Source organism: Roseateles sp. GW821-FHT09G03, from assembly GCF_059416045.1.
Map to the genome: position 1 here is coordinate 150460 of NZ_JBWKOK010000006.1, position 20678 is coordinate 171137.

General features: G+C 68.5%; 17 protein-coding genes. 12 read left to right on the forward strand and 5 right to left on the reverse strand.

The genetic code is table 11. From position 1 onward, the window contains the following. Nucleotides 1–21 precede the first annotated feature (21 nt). Both AC07OZ_RS21505 and AC07OZ_RS21510 read left to right on the forward strand, forming a co-directional pair. A complete protein-coding gene (locus AC07OZ_RS21505) occupies nt 22–417 on the forward strand; it encodes a phage holin family protein (RefSeq protein WP_495469116.1) in 396 nt (131 codons plus the stop codon). Next, nucleotides 414–806 (forward strand): hypothetical protein, encoded by a 393-nt coding sequence (locus tag AC07OZ_RS21510; protein WP_495469117.1) that lies wholly within the window; start codon nt 414–416, stop codon nt 804–806. The genes AC07OZ_RS21505 and AC07OZ_RS21510 overlap by 4 nt, the downstream gene beginning before the upstream one ends. A 6-nt stretch (nt 807–812) precedes the next feature. Here the strand turns inward: AC07OZ_RS21510 and AC07OZ_RS21515 are convergent, their stop codons facing one another. Together AC07OZ_RS21515 and AC07OZ_RS21520 are read right to left on the reverse strand one after the other, a co-directional pair. Beyond that, nucleotides 813–3317, reverse strand: a complete 2505-nt coding sequence (locus tag AC07OZ_RS21515) for a YgiQ family radical SAM protein (RefSeq protein ID WP_495469118.1) — start codon at nt 3315–3317, stop codon at nt 813–815. Nucleotides 3318–3417: 100 nt separating this feature from the next. Further along, nucleotides 3418–4200, reverse strand: coding sequence for a TetR family transcriptional regulator (locus AC07OZ_RS21520; protein ID WP_495469119.1), 783 nt, complete (start codon nt 4198–4200; stop codon nt 3418–3420). A gap of 259 nt (nt 4201–4459) precedes the next feature. On the opposite strand from AC07OZ_RS21520, the gene AC07OZ_RS21525 reads away from it, so the two are divergent. From AC07OZ_RS21525 to AC07OZ_RS21535, 3 genes are read left to right on the forward strand one after another with little or no spacing between them, the layout of a single operon-like run. Then, nucleotides 4460–5659: an efflux RND transporter periplasmic adaptor subunit gene (locus tag AC07OZ_RS21525; RefSeq protein WP_495469120.1), complete on the forward strand. Its 1200-nt coding sequence runs from the start codon at nt 4460–4462 to the stop codon at nt 5657–5659. 29 nt (nt 5660–5688) lie between these two features. Continuing rightward, nucleotides 5689–8874 carry an efflux RND transporter permease subunit gene (locus tag AC07OZ_RS21530; protein WP_495469121.1) on the forward strand — a complete coding sequence of 1062 codons (3186 nt, stop codon included), beginning with the start codon at nt 5689–5691 and terminating at the stop codon, nt 8872–8874. A gap of 2 nt (nt 8875–8876) precedes the next feature. Next, entirely contained in the window at nt 8877–10295 is a 1419-nt protein-coding gene (locus tag AC07OZ_RS21535) for an efflux transporter outer membrane subunit (protein ID WP_495469122.1), read from the forward strand. 96 nt (nt 10296–10391) lie between these two features. Here AC07OZ_RS21535 and AC07OZ_RS21540 read toward each other — a convergent pair whose 3' ends face one another. The 3 genes from AC07OZ_RS21540 to AC07OZ_RS21550 all read right to left on the reverse strand — a co-directional run bounded on the left by AC07OZ_RS21540 (nt 10392) and on the right by AC07OZ_RS21550 (nt 13617). Then, nucleotides 10392–11294, reverse strand: a complete 903-nt coding sequence (locus tag AC07OZ_RS21540; RefSeq protein WP_495469123.1) for an NAD(P)-dependent oxidoreductase — start codon at nt 11292–11294, stop codon at nt 10392–10394. Between the two features lie 57 nt (nt 11295–11351). Beyond that, complete coding sequence (locus AC07OZ_RS21545) at nt 11352–12488, reverse strand: PilT/PilU family type 4a pilus ATPase (RefSeq protein WP_495469124.1); 1137 nt, start codon at nt 12486–12488, stop codon at nt 11352–11354. Nucleotides 12489–12573: 85 nt separating this feature from the next. After that, nucleotides 12574–13617, reverse strand: coding sequence for a type IV pilus twitching motility protein PilT (locus AC07OZ_RS21550; RefSeq protein ID WP_495469125.1), 1044 nt, complete (start codon nt 13615–13617; stop codon nt 12574–12576). Nucleotides 13618–13642: 25 nt separating this feature from the next. Here AC07OZ_RS21550 and AC07OZ_RS21555 point away from each other — a divergent pair, with 25 nt between their 5' ends. The 7 genes from AC07OZ_RS21555 to AC07OZ_RS21585 all read left to right on the forward strand — a co-directional run bounded on the left by AC07OZ_RS21555 (nt 13643) and on the right by AC07OZ_RS21585 (nt 20665). Beyond that, on the forward strand, nt 13643–14374 hold the full coding sequence (locus tag AC07OZ_RS21555) for a YggS family pyridoxal phosphate-dependent enzyme (RefSeq protein WP_495469126.1): 732 nt from the start codon (nt 13643–13645) through the stop codon (nt 14372–14374). Continuing rightward, nucleotides 14375–15913, forward strand: coding sequence for a sensor domain-containing diguanylate cyclase (locus AC07OZ_RS21560; RefSeq protein WP_495469127.1), 1539 nt, complete (start codon nt 14375–14377; stop codon nt 15911–15913). 324 nt (nt 15914–16237) lie between these two features. Then, a complete protein-coding gene (locus tag AC07OZ_RS21565) occupies nt 16238–17797 on the forward strand; it encodes a methyl-accepting chemotaxis protein (RefSeq protein WP_495469128.1) in 1560 nt (519 codons plus the stop codon). Nucleotides 17798–17853: 56 nt separating this feature from the next. Then, entirely contained in the window at nt 17854–18192 is a 339-nt protein-coding gene (locus AC07OZ_RS21570) for an energy transducer TonB (RefSeq protein ID WP_331613150.1), read from the forward strand. Nucleotides 18193–18351: 159 nt separating this feature from the next. Continuing rightward, on the forward strand, nt 18352–18846 hold the full coding sequence (locus tag AC07OZ_RS21575) for a hypothetical protein (protein WP_495469129.1): 495 nt from the start codon (nt 18352–18354) through the stop codon (nt 18844–18846). 99 nt (nt 18847–18945) lie between these two features. After that, nucleotides 18946–19215: a hypothetical protein gene (locus tag AC07OZ_RS21580; RefSeq protein ID WP_495469130.1), complete on the forward strand. Its 270-nt coding sequence runs from the start codon at nt 18946–18948 to the stop codon at nt 19213–19215. A 10-nt stretch (nt 19216–19225) separates the two neighbouring features. After that, nucleotides 19226–20665 (forward strand): TolC family protein, encoded by a 1440-nt coding sequence (locus tag AC07OZ_RS21585; protein WP_495469131.1) that lies wholly within the window; start codon nt 19226–19228, stop codon nt 20663–20665. The last annotated feature ends 13 nt before the right edge of the window (nt 20666–20678 follow it).

Genomic DNA, 20678 nt, shown 5'->3' on the forward strand with positions numbered 1-20678 from the left:
GACACAGAGGAGAAACAATCAATGGACTCACGCGATCCGGGGCTGACGGAGCGGCTGCGGCGAGTGGCCGACCGGGCGCTCGAACTGGCCCGCGTGCGGCTGGAATTGCTGGGCGTGGAACTGCAGGCAGAGTTGCTGCGCCTGTTCGGCGCGCTGACCGCCCTGCTGCTGGCCTTGCTGCTCGGCGTGGCCGCGCTGCTGATGCTGGTGTTCGCCGCGCTCTTGTGGGTGCCCGACGTGTGGCGGGCGCCGGTGGGCGCGGGGCTCGGCGCGGCCTTCCTGATCGGCGCCGCGGGATGCTGGTTCTGGGCCAAGCGGCAACTGGCCGTGGGCAAGCCGTTCGCGGCGAGCGTCGCCGAACTGGCGCGTGACCAGCGGGCGCTCGAACCCGAGGACGGCCCGGGAGCACGGCCATGATGTGGGGCGATGCGGGCCGGCGGCTCCAGTTGCGGCAGCTCGAACTGCAACTGCGCAGCGCCGAGTTGAGGCTCGGTTTGCGGCACGAGGTGCAGGGGCTGGAAGGTCCGATGCGATGGGCCGAGCGGGGTCATGCCCTCTACCGGCTGGCCGGCAGTCTGCCGCGGCTGTGGCGGACCGTGGCGGCGCTGGCCGCGGCGGGCGGTCTGGCGGGACTGATGCGGGTCTTCCGGCGGCACGACCCCGAGGCCGCCGACAGCTCGCCGGGACGGATCGCCCGGCTCTGGGCGTGGATCAGCTTGGGGTGGAAGGTCTGGCAGTGGGTCAAGCCGGCGCCGTCGGCCGCGCCATCGACCGCACCTCCGCCGCCTGCCGCTGACGATTGCTGACCCGTCTCAGCGCGGGCCGCGTTTCGTGTCGGCCTTCGCGCCGGGCTTGGTGCTGGTCTTCGTCCCTGTTCTCGCCGCCGAACCCGTCTTGACGAAGGGCTTCGACGCCGGCCGCGCGCCGGAACCGGCTGGACGCTGCGGCGTCCTGGCCGCGCCGGTTTCGCGCGGCGGCAGGCCGGTGTGCTGGGTCAGGATCTGGCCCGAGCGCGGCTTGTTGGGCGCGACCTTCTGGCCGGCCTCCGTCGAGTTCTTGCGTCGTGCCGATTCGTAGCCGCCGTCGGTCGCCGGCTGGAAGGTCGGGATCAGGTGATGCTTGCCGTTGCCGATCAGGTCCGCGCGGCCCATGTCCTTGAGCGCCTCGCGCAGCAGCGGCCAGTTGTTGGGGTCGTGATAGCGCAGGAAGGCCTTGTGCAGACGCCGGCGGCGCTCGCCCTTGACGATGTCGACCGGTTCGCTGTCGCGCGTCACCTTCTTCAGCGGGTTCTTGCCCGAGTGGTACATCGCCGTGGCCGTGGCCATCGGGCTCGGATAGAAGGTCTGCACCTGGTCCGCGCGGAAGCCGTTGCGCTTGAGCCAGAGGGCGAGGTTCATCATGTCCTCGTCCGCCGTGCCCGGATGCGCCGCGATGAAGTACGGGATCAGGAACTGCTTCTTGCCCGCGGCCGCGCTGGCCTGCTCGAACAGCTGCTTGAAGCGGTCGTAGGTGCCGATGCCCGGCTTCATCATCTTCGAGAGCGGGCCGCCCTCGGTGTGCTCCGGCGCGATCTTCAAGTAGCCGCCGACGTGGTGGGTCACGAGTTCCTGGATGTACTCGGGCGACTCGATCGCCAGGTCGTAGCGCAGGCCGGAGCCGATCAGGATCTTCTTGACGCCGCGCAGCGCGCGGGCGCGCCGGTACAGCTTGATCAGCGGACCGTGGTCGGTGTGCAGGTTCGGGCAGATGCCCGGATAGACGCAGCTCGGCTTGCGGCAGGCGGCCTCGATCTCGGGGCTCTTGCAGCCGATGTGCCACATGTTGGCGGTCGGGCCGCCGAGGTCCGAGATGATCCCGGTGAAGCCCTTGACCTTGTCGCGGATGTCCTCGATCTCGCGGATGACCGAGTCCTCACTGCGGCTCTGGATCACGCGGCCCTCGTGCTCGGTGATCGAGCAGAAGGTGCAGCCGCCGAAGCAGCCGCGCATGATGTTCACGCTGAAGCGGATCATTTCCCACGCCGGGATCTTGGTGGCGTGGTCGTGGCTGCCGTTCTCGTCGGCGTAGACCGGGTGCGGGCTGCGGGCGTAGGGCAGGTCGAAGACGTGGTCCATCTCGACCGTCGTCAGCGGGATCGGCGGCGGGTTGAACCAGACGTCGCGATCGACGCCGCCCGACGAATGCCGCTGCACCAGCGCGCGCGCGTTGCCGGGGTTGGTCTCCAGATGCAGCACGCGGTTGGCATGGGCGTAGAGGACCGGATCGCTCTTGACCTGCTCGTAGGCCGGCAGCCGGATCACCGTGCGATCGCGCGGCGTGACCAGCGCGCGACCGTCGGTCTTCGACAAGGTCTGGCGGATGATCTTGATCGGCTTGATCTCGGGCATGCCCGGCTGCGGCGCGGCACCCGCAGAGGCAGCCGACGCGGGAGCGCCCGGCGCACCGGCCGCCTGTGCCTGTTCCTGCTGCTTCGAGCAATCGGTGCCCTGATCGGCGGCCGCTTCCTCGGTGGTCATGTACGGGCTCAGCAGAGCGTCGATCTTGCCGGGGGCGTCGACGTCGGTCGAGTCGATCTCGAACCAGCCGTCCAGCGAGGCGTCGTCCGGCCTGCGCATGAACGCGGTGCCGCGCACGTCGGTGATCGATTCGATCGGCTTCTTCTGCGAGAGGCGGTGCGCGATCTCGATGATCGCGCGCTCGGCGTTGCCGTAGACCAGCAGGTCGGCCTTCGAGTCCACCAGGATCGAGCGACGGACCTTGTCCTGCCAGTAGTCGTAGTGGGCGATGCGGCGCAGCGAGGCCTCGATGCCGCCGATGATCACGGGGACGTCCTTGAACGCCTCCTTGCAGCGCTGCGTGTAGACCAGCGTCGCGCGGTCCGGACGCTTGCCGGCGCCGCCGCCCGGCGTGTAGACGTCGTCCGAGCGGATCTTCCGGTCCGCCGTGTAATGGTTGATCATCGAATCCATGTTCCCGGCCGCCACGCCGAAGAACAGGTTGGGCTTGCCCAGGGCCCGGAACGCGTCCGCCGAGTTCCAGTCCGGCTGCGCGATGATCCCCACGCGGAAGCCTTGCGCCTCCAGCGTCCGTCCGATGACCGCCATGCCGAAGCTCGGGTGGTCCACATAGGCGTCGCCGCTCACGATGATGATGTCGCAGCTGTCCCAGCCCAGCTGCGTCATCTCCTCCCGCGACATCGGCAGGAAGGGGGCGGGACCGAAACGCTTCGCCCAGAACGGGCGGTACGAGGTCAGCGCCTTCTGGCCGGTCTTCTTCAGATCGGACAGCGGACGGGTGGGCGGAGGTGCGATGGACACGGCGGCGGCTCGGGCGTGGGCAACCGGGTATTGTCGCCGCAGCTCGGGGTTCTCCCCAGGGCAGCCTGCATAAATGCAGGGCTTTCCAACGGAATAGACGTCAGTCCCGAGGCGGAATGGGGACGCTGACCGGCGTATCGCCGTCGGCGCCGGTGTCGTCGGCGGGTTGATCGTGGCCAGGGAGGTCGCCGCGGCCCGTGTCGCAGACCGGTTGCCGGCCCAGCGCGCCGCGCTCGGCGGCGCTCAGCGGCGGGAAGCGGTTCGGCACCGTCACCGTCAGCGACGACAGATAGTGCTCCAGGCGCGCCTGGCCGACCTCCATCAGGTCGAAGGCCTCCGGATCCAGGATCCAGTGATGCAACAGGCCGCCGATCAGCGCCATCAGGCCGATCGCGGCTTGGTGGGCATCGACGTCCTGGGGCAGCTGCCCCAACGACTTGGCGCGCTCGAAGGCTTCGCGGTTGTGGTCGGTCCACTCGCGGTGGGCGGCGACCTTGCGGCCGCGGATGGACGCCATCTCGCCGACGAACTCGACACGGAGGTTCGCGATCTCGAAAGCCCGACGCGTGCGAGCGTTGAACACCGCGCAGTGCATGACGTTCATCAATCGCAGCCGCAGATCGTCCAATGGCCGGTCCGGACCCGGCGAGACCGAGGCCTCGAAGTCCTCCTCCAGCGGCATGGTGGCGCGTTCCATCATCGCGTTGAAGAGCTGGACCTTGTCCTCGAAGTGCCAGTACACGGCGCCCCGCGTCACGCCGGCGGCCTGGGCGATGTCCTGCAGCGAGGTGCGGGAGACGCCGCGTTCATGGAACAGCTGCTCCGCCGCGTCCAGCAGTCGGACGCGGGTTTCCTGGGCTTCCTGTTTGGTTCGACGAGCCATGGTCCGATTGTAGAAGCACATGGCAGAAACATACATGCATGAATGTATGTATATACTGCGCCACTTTGGTCGAACCGTACCGATGCCGTACGTCGTGACGGTAGGGCCGTGGTTTGCCCCGTCCGCCCGGCTGTTCGAGCCGGGCCGACCATCCGAATCTGCGAATCTGTACTTCGAGAGGAATCCCATCGTGATCTCTACCCCTCTGACAAAAGCAACGCCGGGGTCGGAGCGCCCGAGCCTGAAGGCTGGCGCGCGCATGCTTTATCTGCTGCCGCTGGTGATCTCGATCGCGGCGGTGCTGACCGCCTGCGGCAAGGATGAGAAGGCCGCCGGTGCGCCGGGCGGCGGCATGCCGCCGGCCAACGTCGGTGTCGTCACGGTGGGTCAGCAGGCGGTCGCGCTGCAGACCGAACTGCCGGGCCGCGTGGAGGCGCTGCGCACCGCGCAGGTCCGCGCCCGGGTCAACGGCGTGATCCTGAAGCGCCTGTTCACCGAAGGCTCCGAAGTGAAGGCCGGCCAGGCGCTGTTCCTGATCGACCCGGCGCCGTACCAGGCGCAGCTCGACAGCGCCAACGCCAACGTGGCCAAGGCGCAGGCGAATGAAGCCCAGGCCGCCGCGCAGGCCGCGCGCAACAAGCCGCTGGCCGATGCGAAGGCGATCAGCCAGCAGGAATACATCACCTCGGTGGCGACCGCCAAGGCCGCCGCGGCCGATGTGGCCGCCGCCAAGGCGGCCGCGGTGCAGGCCAAGCTGAGCCTGGACTACGCCCATGTCTACGCCCCGATCGCCGGCCGCATCGGACGCGCGCTGGTGACGGAAGGCGCGCTGGTCGGCGCGTCGGACGCCACGCAGCTGGCGCTGATCCAGCAAGTGAGCAGCGTCTACGTGAACTTCACGCAGTCGGCGAATGAAGTGCAGGCGATGCGTCGCGCGCTGGCCGCCGGTCAGTTGCGCAGCGCCGGCACCAATGCCGCGCAGGTCGAGATCGTCGGCGACGATGGCGTCGTGCTGCCGCGCACCGGCAAGCTGCTGTTCACCGACCTGACGGTCGATCCGACCTCGGGCCAGGTCACGCTGCGCGCCGAAGTGCCGAACCCTGACAACGCGCTGCTGCCCGGCCAGTACGTCCGCGTGCGGGTCGCGCAGGCGGAACTGCCGTCGGCGATCCTGCTGCCGCAGCAGGCGGTGACGCGCGGCTCGTCCGGCGACACGGTGCTGGTGGTGGGGCCCGACAACAAGCCCGCGCCGCGCAAGGTCAAGATCGGCAACGCGATCGGCAACCAGTGGGTGGTGCTCGACGGCCTGAAGGCCGGCGAGAAGGTCATCGCCGACGGCTTCCAGAAGATGTTCGTGCCGGGGGCGCCGGTGAATCCGGTGCCGTTCAACCCGGCGAGCGCCGCGTCCGGTGCCGCCTCCGGCGCAGCTCCCGCGGCTTCGGCCGCGGCGAGCCGCTGAGCGCCTGACGCTCAGGAAGGATCCAAGACATGGCACGTTTCTTCATTGATCGCCCCATCTTCGCGTGGGTGATCGCCTTGTTCATCCTGGTCTTCGGCGGGGTGGCGATCACCCAGCTGCCGGTGGCGCAGTACCCGACCGTGGCGCCGCCTTCGCTGGTGATCTCGGTGGCGTACCCCGGCGCGTCGGCCAAGACCCTGGACGAGGCGGTCGTTTCCGTCATCGAGCAGGAGCTCAACGGCGCGCCCGGCCTGGCCTACATGGAATCGATCAGCCAGGCCAACGGCACCGGCTCGATCACGGTGACCTTCGAATCAGGCACCAACATCGACCTGGCGCAGGTCGAGATCCAGAACCGCCTCTCGCGCGCCACGCCGCGCCTGCCGGCGGCGGTCACGCAGCAGGGCGTGCGCGTCGACAAGTCGCGCTCCAACTTCCTGCTGTTCGTGACGATGGCGTCCAAGGACGGCTCGATGGACCCGATCGCGCTGGGCGACTATGCCGCCCGCAACATCGTTCCTGAAATCCAGCGCATCCCCGGCGTCGGCCAGGCGCAGCTGTTCGGTTCCGAGCGCGCGATGCGCATCTGGCTGGATCCGGCCAAGATGCAGTCATACAACCTCAGCCCCGCCGAGGTGAGCGCGGCGGTCGGCGCGCAGAACGCGCTGGTGCCGGCCGGCGTGCTGGGCGACCGCCCGAACACCACCAGCCAGACGATGTCCGCGACCATCGTGGTCAAGGGCCAGCTCGAGGACAAGGCGCAGTTCGAGAAGATCGTGCTGCGCGCCAACACCGACGGGTCCAAGGTGCTGCTGAAGGACGTCGCCCGCATCGAGCTGGGCGGCCAGAGCTACGCCACCTACACGCGCCTGAACGGCCAGCCCTCGACCGGCATCGGCGTGCAGCTGTCGCCGACCGGCAATGCGCTGGGCACCGCGAACGCGATCAAGAAGCGGATGGAGGAACTGAAGAAGTACTTCCCCGCCGGCGTCGTCTACACGGTGCCGTACGACTCGTCGAAGTTCGTGAAGATCTCGATCTCCCAGGTGGTCGAGACGCTGCTCGAAGCGATCGTGCTGGTCTTCCTGGTGATGTACCTGTTCCTGCAGGACTGGCGCTACACGCTGATCCCGACGCTGGTGGTGCCGGTGGCGCTGCTGGGGACCTTCGGGGTGATGCTGTCGCTGGGCTTCTCGATCAACGTGCTGACGCTGTTCGGCATGGTGCTCGCGATCGGCATCCTGGTCGACGATGCGATCGTCGTCGTCGAGAACGTCGAGCGCATCATGAGCGAGGAAGGGCTCTCGCCCCGTGAGGCGACCAAGAAGGCGATGGGCCAGATCTCGGGCGCCATCATCGGCATCACCACGGTGCTGATCGCGGTGTTCGTGCCGATGGCCTTCTTCTCGGGCTCGGTGGGCAACATCTACCGCCAGTTCTCGCTGGCGATGGTGGCGTCGATGGCGCTGTCGGCGCTGATGGCGCTGTCGCTGACGCCGGCGCTGTGCGCGACGCTGCTCAAGCCGGTCGAGGCCGGCCACCACCACGAGAAGCGCGGCTTCTTCGGCTGGTTCAACCGCGGCTTCTCGCGCACCGCCAAGGGCTACGAGGGCTGGGTGTCCCGGCTGCTCAAGCGCAGCGGCAGCATGATGGTGGCGTTCGCCGCGATCCTGGCGGTCGTGGGCTGGCTGTACGTCCGCATGCCGACCTCGTTCCTGCCCAACGAAGACCAGGGTTACCTGATCGTCAACGTGCAGCTGCCGCCGGGCGCGACGTCCAACCGGACGGAGCAGGCCGTCGCCGCCGTCGAGAACTTCCTGCACAAGCAGCCGGAAGTGGCCGACACGATCGGCGTGATCGGCTTCTCCTTCTCCGGCCAGGGTCAGAACGCCGCGCTGGTGTTCGTGCCGCTGAAGCCCTGGGAGGAACGCGGCGGGAAGGCGCACAGCGCGCAGGCGCTGGCCGGCCGCGTGATGGGCGCGATGATGGTGGGCGTGCGCGACGCGTTCATCTTCCCGCTGTCGCCGCCCCCGATCCCGGAACTGGGCACTGCCACCGGCTTCGCGTTGCGCCTGCAGGACCGCGGCGGCCTCGGCCACGAGGCGCTGCTCAACGCGCGCAACCAGCTGATGGGCATGGCGCAGAAGAGCAAGCTGATCACTGGCATGCGTCCGGACGGACTGGAAGACGCGCCGCAGCTGCAGATCGACATCGATCGCGAGAAGGCGCAGGCGCTGGGCGTCGGCTACGACACGATCGGGCGCACGCTGGGCATCCAGCTGGGCTCGACCTACGTCAACGACTTCCCGAGCAGCGGCCGCATGCAGCGCGTCGTGGTGCAGGCCGATGCGCCCAAGCGCATGACGCCGGAAGACGTCCTGTCCATCAACGTGACCAATGCGCAGGGGGCCAACGTGCCGCTGTCGGCCTTCGCGTCCAGCCACTGGATCACCGGCCAGATGCAGGCCACCCGCTACAACGGCTATCCGGCGATGCGTCTGGCCGGCGACGCGGCGGCCGGCGCCTCGACGGGCCAGGCGATGAAGGAACTCGAGTCCATGATCGCCCAGCTCCCGCCGGGCATCGGCTACGAGTGGACCGGCCTGTCGCGTGAAGAGCAGCTGTCGGGCTCCCAGGCGGGCATCCTGCTGGCGTTCTCGCTGCTGGCGGTGTTCCTCTGTCTGGCGGCGCTCTACGAGAGCTGGTCCATCCCGCTGTCGGTGATGCTGGTGGTGCCGCTGGGCCTGCTGGGCGCGCTGCTCGGCGCGACCTTGCGCGAGATGCCCAACGACGTGTACTTCAAGGTCGGCCTGATCACGATCATCGGCCTGTCGGCGAAGAACGCGATCCTGATCATCGAGTTCGCCAAGGACCTGCAGGCGCAGGGCAAGGGGCTGGTCGAGTCGATCCTGGAGGCGGCGCACTTGCGCTTCCGCCCGATCATCATGACCTCGCTGGCCTTCATCCTGGGCGTGACGCCGCTGTTCTTCGCGAGCGGCGCGGGCTCGGCGAGCCAGCGCGCCATCGGCACCGGCGTGCTGTCGGGGATGATCACCGCGACCTTGCTGGCGGTGGTGTTCGTGCCGGTGTTCTTCCTGGTGGTGCGGCGCTTCTTCAAGGGCAGCGAGCGCCAGAACAAGCTGTACGCGCACGAACTGGACGGTCCGGATGCGACCAAGGCCATCGCGGCCGCCAAGAACGCGGACGGAGTCTGAGCATGATGACAAGCAAACTTTCCGCGATGGCCGCAGCGGCCGCGACCGTGGCGCTGCTCACGGGCTGCGTGAACCTCGCACCCGACCACAAGCGCCCGGACGCGCCGGTGGCGCCGCAGTGGCCGCAAGGCCCCGGCGCCGAAGCGACCGACGCCAAGGCGGCGACCGAGCTGCAGTGGCAACAGTTCTTCCGCGATGAGCGGCTCAAGCAGCTGATCGACCTCGCGCTGAAGAACAACCGCGACCTGCGCATTGCGCTGCTGAACGTCGACGTGGCGCGGGCGCAGGCCAACGTCACAGCGGCGAACCGCTGGCCGACGGTCAACGCCGGTTTCTCGGCCTCGCGGGGTCCGCAGACGACGTCCAACGGCGACAGCCGCATCGTCAACGCCTACCAGGCGGGGCTGCAGATCACCTCGTACGAGATCGACCTGTTCAGCCGCGTCAAGAACCAGAGCACCGCGTCCTTCGCGCAGTACCTGGCGACGGGCGAGGCGGCGCGGTCGGCGCAGATCAGCCTGGTGGCCGGCGTCGCGTCGGCTTATCTGGCGGTGCAGGCGGACGAGGAACTGCTGGCGCTGACGCGCCAGACGCTGTCGACGCGCGAGGACAGCCTCAAGCTGATGCAGCTGAAGTTCGACAACGGTGCCGCGTCCAACCTGGACCTGAGCACCGCGAAGTCGTCGTACGAAGCGGCCCGCGCCACGCTGGCGCAGGCTGAGCGCACGCGCCAGCAGGACCTGAACGCGTTGACGCTGCTGGTGGGGCAGGGCGTGCCGGACTCGCTGCCGCAGTCCAAGCCGCTGAGCGACCAGACGATGGGCGCGCTGCTGGCGGGCATGCCATCGCAGGTGCTGGTGGGCCGGCCCGACGTCGTCCAGGCCGAACAGCAACTGGTGGCGGCCGAGGCCAACATCGGTGTCGCGCGGGCCGCCTACTTCCCGAGCATCACGCTGACGAGCAGCGTGGGCACGGCGAGCAGCGCGCTGCGCGACCTGTTCAGCCAGAGCGCGTGGAGCATCGCGGGTTCGGCGCTGATGCCGATCTTCGACGCGGGGCGCGTGCGCAACAACGTCGATGCGGCCAAGGCCAACCGCGAGATCGCGGTCGCCCAGTACGAGAAGGTCGTGCAGACGGCGTTCAGGGAAGTGGCGGATGCGTTGGCCGGACGGGCCACGCTCGATGAGCAGCTGCGCGCGCAAGATGCGCAGGCCGCCGCGGAAGCGACGCGACTTGAGCTGGTCGACCTGAGCTTCCGCAATGGTGCAGCCTCGAGCCTGGATCTGCTGGACGCGCAACGCGCGACCTTCGCCGCACAGCAGGCGGCGCTGCAGGTGCGCCTCGCCCAGCTGCAGAACCAGGTGCAGCTCTACAAGGTGCTGGGCGGCGGGGTGTCGAGCGGAGCCGTGGTCAGCCAGTGACGGTGGGGCCGGAATGATGCGAGGGGTTCCCGGAGGGACGCCCCTTGCGTCGTGGAGTGCCCGCGCTTGGCGAGCCGACCGACAGCGTCCAGACGATCAGCGCAAGCGCTTGATCAAGCTCGACGTATCGAACCGGTTCCCGCCCATTTCCTGAACGTCTGCATAGAACTGGTCGACGAGCGCCGTCAGTGGCAAGCGGGCGCCATTGCGGCGGGCCTCGTCGAGCACGAGCCCGAGGTCCTTGCGCATCCAGTCCACGGCGAAGCCGAAGTCGAACTTGTCCTCGACCATCGTCTTGCCGCGGTTGTCCATCTGCCAGCTCTGCGCGGCGCCCTTGCCGATGACGTCGAGCACGAGCGGCATCGGCAGGCCGCTCTTCTGGCCGAAGGCGATCGCTTCCGACAGTCCCTGGACGATCCCGGCGATGCAGATCTGGTTGACCATCTTGGCGAGCTGCCCGGCGCCGGCGTCGCCGACGCGGGTGACGGCCTTGGCGAAGTGGATGGCGTAGGGGCGGATCTTGTCGAAGACGGCGTCATCGCCGCCGCACATGACCGTCAACGCACCGTTGACCGCGCCGGCCTGACCGCCGGAGACGGGGGCGTCGATGAAATGCAGGCCGAGCTTCTGCGCTTCGGCGAAGAGCTCGCGGGCGACCTCGGCCGAGGCGGTCGTGTGGTCGACGAAGACCGCGCCCGGCTTCATGCCGGCGAAGGCGCCGTCGGCGCCCAGCACGACCGAGCGCAGGTCGGCGTCGTTGCCGACGCAGCAGAACACGATGTCCGCATCCTTGGCCGCTTCACGCGGCGTCGCGGCGGAGGAGCCGCCGAATTCCGACGTCCAGGCCTTGGCCTTCGCCGGCGACCGGTTGTAGACGGTGACCTGCTGTCCGGCCTTGGCCAGATGGCCCGCCATCGGGAAGCCCATCACGCCGAGTCCCAGGAAGGACACGCGGAGGGACGGAGTCGATTCGTAGGAACGCTGGCCGATGCTGCTCATGAGAGGGACCTGTGACGGGTGGATGAAGACCCGGCGATTGTGGCCCCTCCCTCCGGATCAGACGATCGTGAGGTGCTCGGTGCCCGACGACAGATCGCCGCTACGCGCCCGCTCGCTGTTGAGCTTGATCTGCAGGCGCAGGTCGTTCACCGAGTCGGCGTTGCGCAGCGCGTCCTCGTAGGTCACCTTGCCCATCTCGTAGAGGTCGAACAGCGCCTGGTCGAAGGTCTGCATGCCGAGCTCGCGCGAGCGCTTCATGATCTCCTTGATCTCGCCCACCTCGCCCTTGAAGATCAGGTCGCTGATCAGCGGCGTGTTCAGCAGGATCTCGACCGCGGCGATACGGCCCTTGCCCTCCTGGCGCGGCAGCAGACGCTGCGACACCAGCGCCTTCAGGTTCAGCGACAGGTCCATCAGCAACTGGGCGCGCCGCTCCTCCGGGAAGAAGTTGATGATCCGGTCCAGCGCCTGGTTGGCGCTGTTGGCGTGCAGCGTAGCCATGCAAAGGTGACCGGTCTCCGCGAAGGCCACCGCGTGCTCCATCGTTTCGCGGTCGCGGATCTCGCCCATCAGGATCACGTCCGGCGCCTGGCGCAGCGTGTTCTTCAGGGCCTGTTCCCAGCCCTCGGTGTCGAGGCCCACCTCGCGCTGGCTGACGATGCAGTTCTTGTGCGGATGCACGAACTCCACCGGGTCCTCGATCGTGATGATGTGGCCGTAGGTCGTCTGGTTGCGGTGGTCGACCATCGCTGCCAGCGAGGTGCTCTTGCCCGAGCCCGTCGCGCCCACCAGGATCACCAGGCCGCGCTTGGTCTGCACCACGTCCTTGAGGATGCCGGGCAGCTCCAGCGACTCGACGGTCGGCAGCGTCTGCGGGATGGTCCGCAGCACCAGCGCCACGTGGCCCTGCTGGATGTAGGCGTTGACGCGGAAACGTCCGATGCCTTGCGGCGAGATCGCGAAGTTGCACTCCTTGGTGCGCTCGAAATCGGCCGCCTGCTTGTCGTTCATGATGGCCCGCGCCAGCTGCAGCGTGTGCTGGCCGGTCAGCGGCTGCGGCGACACCTTGGTCACCTTGCCGTCGACCTTCACCGCCGGCGGGAACTCCGCCGTCAGGAACAGGTCGGAGCCCTTGCGCGACACCATCAGGCGAAGCAGGTCGTTGATGAACTTGGTGGCCTGATCGCGTTCCATGGCGGCGTCCTGTCCTGTGTGCCGGGGCGTCGGCGGCTTTCCGCGAGTCCCGGTCGATTTGTCGTTGTGGTCGGGGGCGGTCCGCTCAGCCCGGGAAGTTCTCAGGCATCTTGGCCTTCGCGCGCGCCTCGGCCGGGGAGATGATGTTGCGGCGGACCAGGTCGGTGAGGTTCTGGTCCAGCGTCTGCATGCCCAGGTTGTTGCCCGTCTGGATCGACGAGTACATCTGCGCGACCTTGTTCTCCCGGATCAGGTTCCGGATCGCCGAGGTGCCCAGCATGATCTCGTGCGCCGCGACCCGGCCGTTGCCGTCCTTGGTCTTGCACAGCGTCTGCGAGATCACCGCCTGCAGCGACTCGGACAGCATGGCGCGGACCATGTCCTTCTCCGCTGCGGGGAAGACGTCGACGATCCGGTCCACCGTCTTGGCGGCCGACGAGGTGTGCAGCGTGCCGAAGACCAGATGGCCCGTTTCCGCGGCGGTCAGCGCCAGGCGGATGGTTTCCAGGTCGCGCATTTCGCCGACCAGGATGCAGTCCGGGTCCTCGCGCAGCGCCGAGCGCAGCGCGTTGGAGAAGCTCATCGTCTGCGGACCCACCTCGCGCTGGTTGACCAGGCACTTCTTGGATTCGTGGACGAACTCGATCGGATCCTCGACGGTCAGGATGTGGCCGTACTCGTTCTCGTTGAGGTGGTTGACCATCGCGGCCAGTGTCGTGCTCTTGCCGGAACCCGTCGGGCCGGTCACCAGCACCATGCCGCGCGGCTTCATCGCGAGTTCGGTGAACACCTTCGGGCAGTTCAGCTGCTCGAGCGTCAGGATCTTGCTCGGAATGGTCCGGAACACCGCCCCGGCGCCGCGGTTGTGGTTGAACGCGTTGACGCGGAAGCGCGCCAGGCCCTGGATCTCGAACGAGAAGTCGACTTCCAGCGTCTCCTCGTAGGCCTTGCGCTGGGCGTCGCTCATGATGTCGTAGACCATGTCGTGCACCTGGCGGTGCTCGAGGGCCTCGACGTTGATGCGCCGCACGTCGCCATGGACGCGGATCATGGGGGGCAGCCCGGCGGACAAGTGAAGGTCGGAGGCCTTGTTCTTGACCGAGAATGCCAGCAGTTGGGTGATGTCCATGGGATGAGGAAAAGCGTGGGCGATTATGGCGACGATCTCCGAGAACATACAACAGCTCCATGGCCGCATTGAGAGGGCTTGCCAGCAGGCGTCGCGGCCTGTCGACAACGTCGCGCTGCTGGTGGTAACAAAGACTTTCCCGGCTTCGGATGTGCGAGAGGCCTTCGAGGCGGGTGAGCGCCGCTTCGGGGAGAACTACGTCCAGGAGGGGGTCGACAAGATCGATGCCCTGGCCGACCTGCGCGCGCAGGTCGAATGGCACCTGATCGGTCCGCTGCAGAGCAACAAGACCCGCGTCGTGGCCGAGCGCTTCGACTGGATGCACAGCGTGGACCGCCTCAAGATCGCCCAGCGTCTGGCGGAACAGCGACCCGAGGACCTGCCGCCCTTGAACGTCTGCCTGCAGGTCAACATCAGCGGCGAGGACAGCAAGAGCGGCCTCGCGCCCGCGGAGGTGGCCGATGTGGCCCGGGCTGTCGCCGCGCTGCCTGCGTTGCGTCTGCGGGGCTTGATGGCGATCCCCGAGCCGGCGGCCACGCTGGAGGAACAGCGTCGTCCCCACCGGGCACTCGCCGATCTGATGGCTGCGCTGAACCGGGACCTGGGCCTGGGCATGGACACGCTGAGCATGGGCATGAGCGCGGACATGGACGCCGCGATCCTCGAAGGCGCCACGATGGTGCGCGTCGGCTCGGCCATCTTCGGTTCGCGTGCCAGACCGGAGCCGCCTTCCGATCCGTCTCCCCCGGCGGCTTGAATGAATCCGCTCCAGCGTCCCGCCGACCTGGTGCCCGACACCCCGGGCAGCCTGTCGATCCGGGCGCTCTGGCGCGAAGGCCGGGCGGCCGAACGCGGCTGGCTGCTCGGTGGCTGGCTCGGGACGATCGCCGCGTGCGTCCTGCTCGGACTGGCGACGGTCCGGGAGGGCTGGTCCGGCATCCCGGTCGATCTCGGCGGGGCCGATGCCTTCCTGACCTTCTATCCGCCGATCCCGCTGTGCCTCTGGTGGACGCTGTGCTTCGGCTGGCGCTGGGGCGCGGTGCCGGCGTGGCTGGCGACGTTTGTCCTCGCGTCGGATGCCGGCATGTCACCCGCATGGGCGGCACTGTTCGCCTGCGCCAACCCGTTGGGGCTGGCCGTGCTGGCCCTGGGCTATCGCGCCGTCGGCGCTCCCCGCGGGCTGCGCAGCCTGCGCGCCTGGCTGTTCTTCGTGCCGCTGTGTTTCGTCGCGGCGGTGTTCAGCTCTTCAGGCGCATTGATCTGGAACTTCAGCCACGATCTCCCCGCCCATCGCCAACTGCCGATCTGGCAGGGCTGGTGGCTGGGCGCGTTCCTGCAGAGCGTGCTGCTCGGCGGACCGCTGATGGCGATGACATGGCCCCGCCTGTCGCGCTGGATCGTGGCTCGGCCGGCGCTCTTCACGCCGCCGCCCAGCGGCCGGCGCGCGATGGGGTTGGGCTTGCTGTTTGCGATCGTGCTGGCGGTGCAGGGCTACGGGCTGGTCAGTCTCGGACTGGGGTCGCTGCAGCTCAGGACCGCGCTGGGCAGCCACGACTGGGCGGCGCTGGATGAAGCCTCGCGCGTGATGCTCGGCACCGCCTGGGTGTTCTTCTGGGTCTTCGCGTTGATCGTGCTGTTCGTCGCCCAGTTCGGCTACCAGGCGTTGTCGCGCTGGGTGCGCTCGACCGAGGCGCTCGTGACGCAACTCGCGCAGGCCAATGCGGAACTGGAGCAGCGCTCGCGCACGGACGGGCTGACCGGCCTGGCCAATCGCATGGCGACGGAGGAGGGCCTGCGCGCGTTGCTGCGCACCGTGCGGCGTTACCGGACGCCGTCGGCGCTGCTGATGCTCGACATCGACCATTTCAAGCAGGTCAACGATCGTCATGGCCACGCGGCCGGAGACGCGGTGATCCGCTCGCTGGCGCAGGTGCTGAAGGCGTCCTCGCGCGATGTGGATCTGCCGGGCCGTTTCGGCGGCGAGGAATTCGTCATCGGACTGGCCCATACGGATCTGCCCGGTGCGCGTCGTTTCGCGGAACGGCTGCGCGAGCGCATCGCCGCAACGCCCGTGGCGATCGACCCGAAGGACGGCGGCACCGCGTCGATCGCGTACACCGTCAGCATCGGTGTCACCGTGCTGCGCGAGGGCGATCCGGGCATCGAGGACGCGCTGCGTCGCGCCGACGCGGCGATGTACCGGGCGAAGGAGGGCGGGCGCAATCGCGTCGAGGCCGTCGACACGGACGGCTCGCGCCCTCCCGCTGCCGGGCGTCCGCCATCGGGCAACGCCTGACCCCGCCGGGACGCGGCACGTTCGCGGTTACTGCGCGGGTACGCCCGTCGCGCGGGTGCTTCGCGCAGGAATGTGCACGAATGATGAAACCCCGCCGAGAGCCTCATTAGGGCTTCTACCAAGTGGTTCGGTGGAGCGCTTTCATTCAGTTGCAAGTGCCGCGTCAGAATTCACGGGGCCTTGATCCCGCCCTGGATTCCCCGAATCAAGTCCAACGATGATCGCGCCGAAGCCGATGGTCGGTCCGCACCGTTGGCGCCACAAGCGCTCGCGAGTCCGCAGCGGTCCGGCCATTCAAACAACTCAATCGTTGCGAGGGAATCGATGTCGTTTCTGTCCCGCCTGCGTATCGGCCAGCGTCTGACGCTGAGCTACGCGCTACTGATCCTGCTGCTGGTCGTGATCGGCGCCTTCGGCGCCCACAACGCCAGCCGCCTGTCCCACGACCTCAGCACGACGGCCAACTCCAGTCTGGTGAAGATCGCCCTGGCCAACGCGCTCGAAAGCGACGTCAACGTCATCGCCCGCGCCTCGCGCGACCTGCTGCTGCTGGACACCGCCAACGCGATCAAGCGCCAGAAGGCCGACATCGCCGCCGCGCTCGAAGACGGCCAGAAGCAGTTGACCGAGCTCGACGGCAAGGTCTCCGACGCCAAGGACAAGGAACTCGCCGCCAAGGTGCGCGAGGCCCAGACCAAGTTCGTCGACGCGGTGTCGAAGTTCCTGAAGGTGCAGCAGGATGGCAGCCCGGACGAAGCCCGCGAAGCGCTGATCAAGGACGTGCGCCCCGCGCAGAAGGACTACCAGGACACGCTGAAGAGCCTGGTCGACCTGCAGTTCGCCAATGGCCGCGATCTCGCCGAAGGCGGCGCCAAGCTGGCCAACCAGTCGATCGTCATCACCGGCATCCTGGTCGTGATCGCCGTGGTCATCGGCAGCGTCGGCGGCCTGACGATCGCGCGCTCGATCATCGTTCCGGCCCGCAAGGCCAAGGACGCCGCCCAGGCGATCAGTTCCGGCGACCTGTCGCAGCACATCGAGGTCGAAGGTTCCGACGAACTGGCGCAGATGCTGCACGCGATGCGCGACATGCAGACCGCGTTGTCGGGTGTGGTCGCCAGCGTGAGCTCCGCGGCCGGTGAAGTGGCCCAGAACTCCAACGAGATCGCCGGCAGCAACGTGGACCTGTCGGACCGCACCGCGCGTTCCGCCGAGAGCCTGCAGAACACCGCCGCGTCGGTCGAGCAGATCGCCTCCAACCTGAACGGCGCCAGCGAGCTGACCCGCAAGGCCGCGAGCATCGCGACCAAGGCGCGCCAGTCGGCCTCGGCCGGTGGCACCGTGGTGAGCCAGGTCGTGTCGACGATGGAAGAGATCAGCGCGAGCTCGCGCAAGATCGGCGACATCATCGGCGTCATCGACGGCATCGCCTTCCAGACCAACATCCTGGCGCTGAATGCCGCCGTGGAAGCGGCCCGTGCCGGCGAGCACGGCAAGGGCTTCGCGGTGGTGGCGTCGGAGGTGCGCGCGCTGGCGTCCCGCTCGGCGCAGGCCGCCAAGGAGATCAAGGTGCTGATCCAGGAATCGTCCGTCAAGGTCGAGAACGGCACCGCCCTGGTCAACAACGCCGGCGCGACGATCCGTTCGGTCGTCGACGAGGTCAACAACATGGGCCAGCTGATCGAGGAGATCTCGCACTCGGCCCAGGAGCAGGCGGCCGGCGTCGGCGTCGTGAACAACGCGATGAACGAGCTGGACCGCGCGACGCAGCAGAACACCACGCTGGTGGACGAACTGACCCGTTCGACCGATTCGCTGCGCGACAGCAGCTCGCGCCTGGTGCAGGCTGTCGGCTTCTTCAGCACCGCGCGCGCCGCCTCCTGAATCCCCAGTTCCTACCGGAAACCTGATTTCCTCACCCAAGACGTACGAGGTCCCAAATGAGCAAGCATCTGACTACTACCGTTTCCCGCACCCTGCTGGGTCTGGCCGCCGCGCTGGTCCTGGCCGCGGGCGCCCACGCCACCCCGAAGATCGTCAAGAAGGTGCCGCCGGAGTTCCCGGCCGAGGCCGCCCGCCAGTCGATTTCGCAAGGCTCCGTGCGCGCCAAGATGAACATCGAGCCGGACGGCAAGGTCTCGGGCGTCGAGATCCTGGAAGCCGAGCCGCGCAAGGTCTTCGACAAGGCCGTGACCCGCGCGCTGATGGACTGGAAGTTCGAGCCCAGCGGCCAGAAGGAAACGCACGAGGTCAAGCTCGTGTTCAAGAACGAGGACTGATCGACGTCGCCGGTCCGCACGGATCGGCCGCTCGATGTCACCGAAGGGCCGCGCGAGCGGCCCTTTCCCATGGTGACGCCGGCCCGCGACCATGCATGCCAATCGGCGCTTCAGGGTGACGTAAGTCCACGGGGAGCGCCTCGCCTACACTCACGCCCCATGTCCCGCCCGAACGCACCCGGTCCGCGCCGGCTCCTCTTGAGCCGCTGGCTGGTGCTCGCGTTGCTGAGCCTGACCCTGCCGCTGCAGGGCGCGCTGGCCGCGACGATGGGCATCGGCATGGCGTTGATGTCGTCGGACACCGGCGCTGTCGTGATGACGATGCCGAGCGACTGCCAGGACATGGACCACGCCGCGACGCATGAGATGTCCGCCCGGGACGGGATGTCGCAGGACATGCCTGGCATGGATCACGACGGCATGGCCTCGACGGAACAGGGCGCCCCGCACGACGACGGCACCGATCACACCGCCACCTCCGACCATCACTGCGGCATCTGCCTGCAGTGCTGCATCGGCGCCGCGATGCCGATCGCGCCGCTGACGCCGGCCGCCCACGACCTGAGCGACGCCGCTCCTTCGCTCGATGCCCACGGTGCACCCGAGCAGTCTCCCCAGCCGCTTGAGCGGCCACCCAAAGCCATCCTCGCCTGAACGCCGGCGCTCGTCGTTGACGAGCCGCCGTTCGAGCCGTCGTCCGTCCGCGTTTCCAGCGACGGACCGGCAACGCTCCTGTTCATTCGCGAGGCAGCCATGTCTTTCCGTTTCATTCCCGCACTCGCGCTGGCGACGTGCCTGGGCGCCGCCGTGGCCGCGCCGCCTGATCCCGCCGACGCGCGTCTGACGTCCTCCGCGTCGCGCCCCAAACCTCCTGTCCCCGCATCGAGTGCCGCAGTCGTCGACCCCGGTGTCGGCGACTGGCACCAGGCCAACCGCCGCGTGCTCGAGGCCGGCGGATGGCGCGCGCTGCTGCGTGAAAGCCAGGCCGCGTCGTCGCCGGCCGGCGGCCATCACCACCACTGAGGAGCGTCTGATGTCCTCCACGATGACACCTGATCGCTCGCGTGTCCGGCTGGCGCTCGTGCTTGCCGCTTCGATGGCGCTGTCGGCCTGTGCCTCGCTGTCGCCCGAGCAGGCCGCCGCACCCGTGCAGCAGAAGAGCCGCGACTGGCTCGGTGCCGAGCTGCCACTGCAGCGGTCCGATGAGCAGCGCGCCGCCGCCCGAGAGCGCACCGACGCGCTGCTCGCGCGCCCGCTCGACGCACAGGGCGCGGTGCAGCTGGCGCTGCTCAACCACCGCGGATTGCAGGCCTGCCTGTACGGCCTGGGCATGGCCGAATCCGAGCGCGTGCAGACGCTGCTCTGGCCGAATCCGGTGCTCAACATCGGCCGCCTGGTCCGGGGCGACGAGCGCGAGATCGAACGCGGCCTGCAGTTCAACCTGTTGAGTCTGCTCGGCCGCGGCGCCCGTCAGGACGCCGGCGCGCGAGCGCTCGAACGCGAGCAGGCCCGCGTTGCGCAGCAGTTGCTCGATGTCGCCGGACAGGCGCGCCGCAGCTGGGTCCGGGCGGTCGCGTCGCAGGAGCAGCTGCGGCATGCGCAGACGGTGCTCGATTCGGCCTCGGCCGGCGCCGAGCTCGCCCTGCGGATGCGGCAGGCCGGCAACGTCAGCGCGTTGCGGCTGGCGCGCGAGCGGACCGTGCTCGCCGAAGCGCAGCTCGCGATGGAGCAGGCGCAACTGCAGGCCGGGAGTGACCGCGAGGCACTGATCCGAGCGATCGGACTCTGGGGCGACGACCTTGCCGCGCTGAAACTGCCCGAGCGGTTGCCGGACGTGCCGGCTGATTTCCGCACGGCGGACGACGTCGAGCGCCAAGCCGTCGCGCAGCGGCTCGACATCCTGGCGGCAAAGCGAGAGTCTGAACAGCTCGCCGCGCAACTGGGCCTGACACGTACGACGGGGCGCGTCAACGTGCTCGAGCTCGGCCTGCAGCGCAATAGCAGCAACGAGGAACCGACGCAACGCGGCGTCGAGCTCAGCGTCGAACTGCCGCTGTTCGACTGGGGTCAGGCGCGCGTCGCCGGCGCTCGCGAGGCCTACGGCCAATCGCTTGAACGGACCGCGCAGATCGCGATCGAAGCGCGTTCCGAAGTGCGCGTCGCCCGCGCCCGCGCCGAGGCCGCGTGGCGCATCGCCCGGCGCCATCACGACGAGGTGCTGCCGCTGGCGAAGCAGGTCTCCGACGAGACCCTGCTCCGCTACAACGGCATGCTGGTCGGCGTGATGGACCTGCTCGCCGATGCGCGCGTGCAGGCGCGCGCCGTATCCGCGACGCTGGCCGCGCAGCGCGATTTCTGGCTCGCGGAGTCGACGCTGTCGCAGAGCCTGCTCGGTCCGGTGCGCGATGCCGCAGCCGCGGCCTCTTCTTCCTCGACCGCCGCGCCTGAAGCCGCCGGCGGCGCCGCGCATTGAGCGCGCGGCTTCC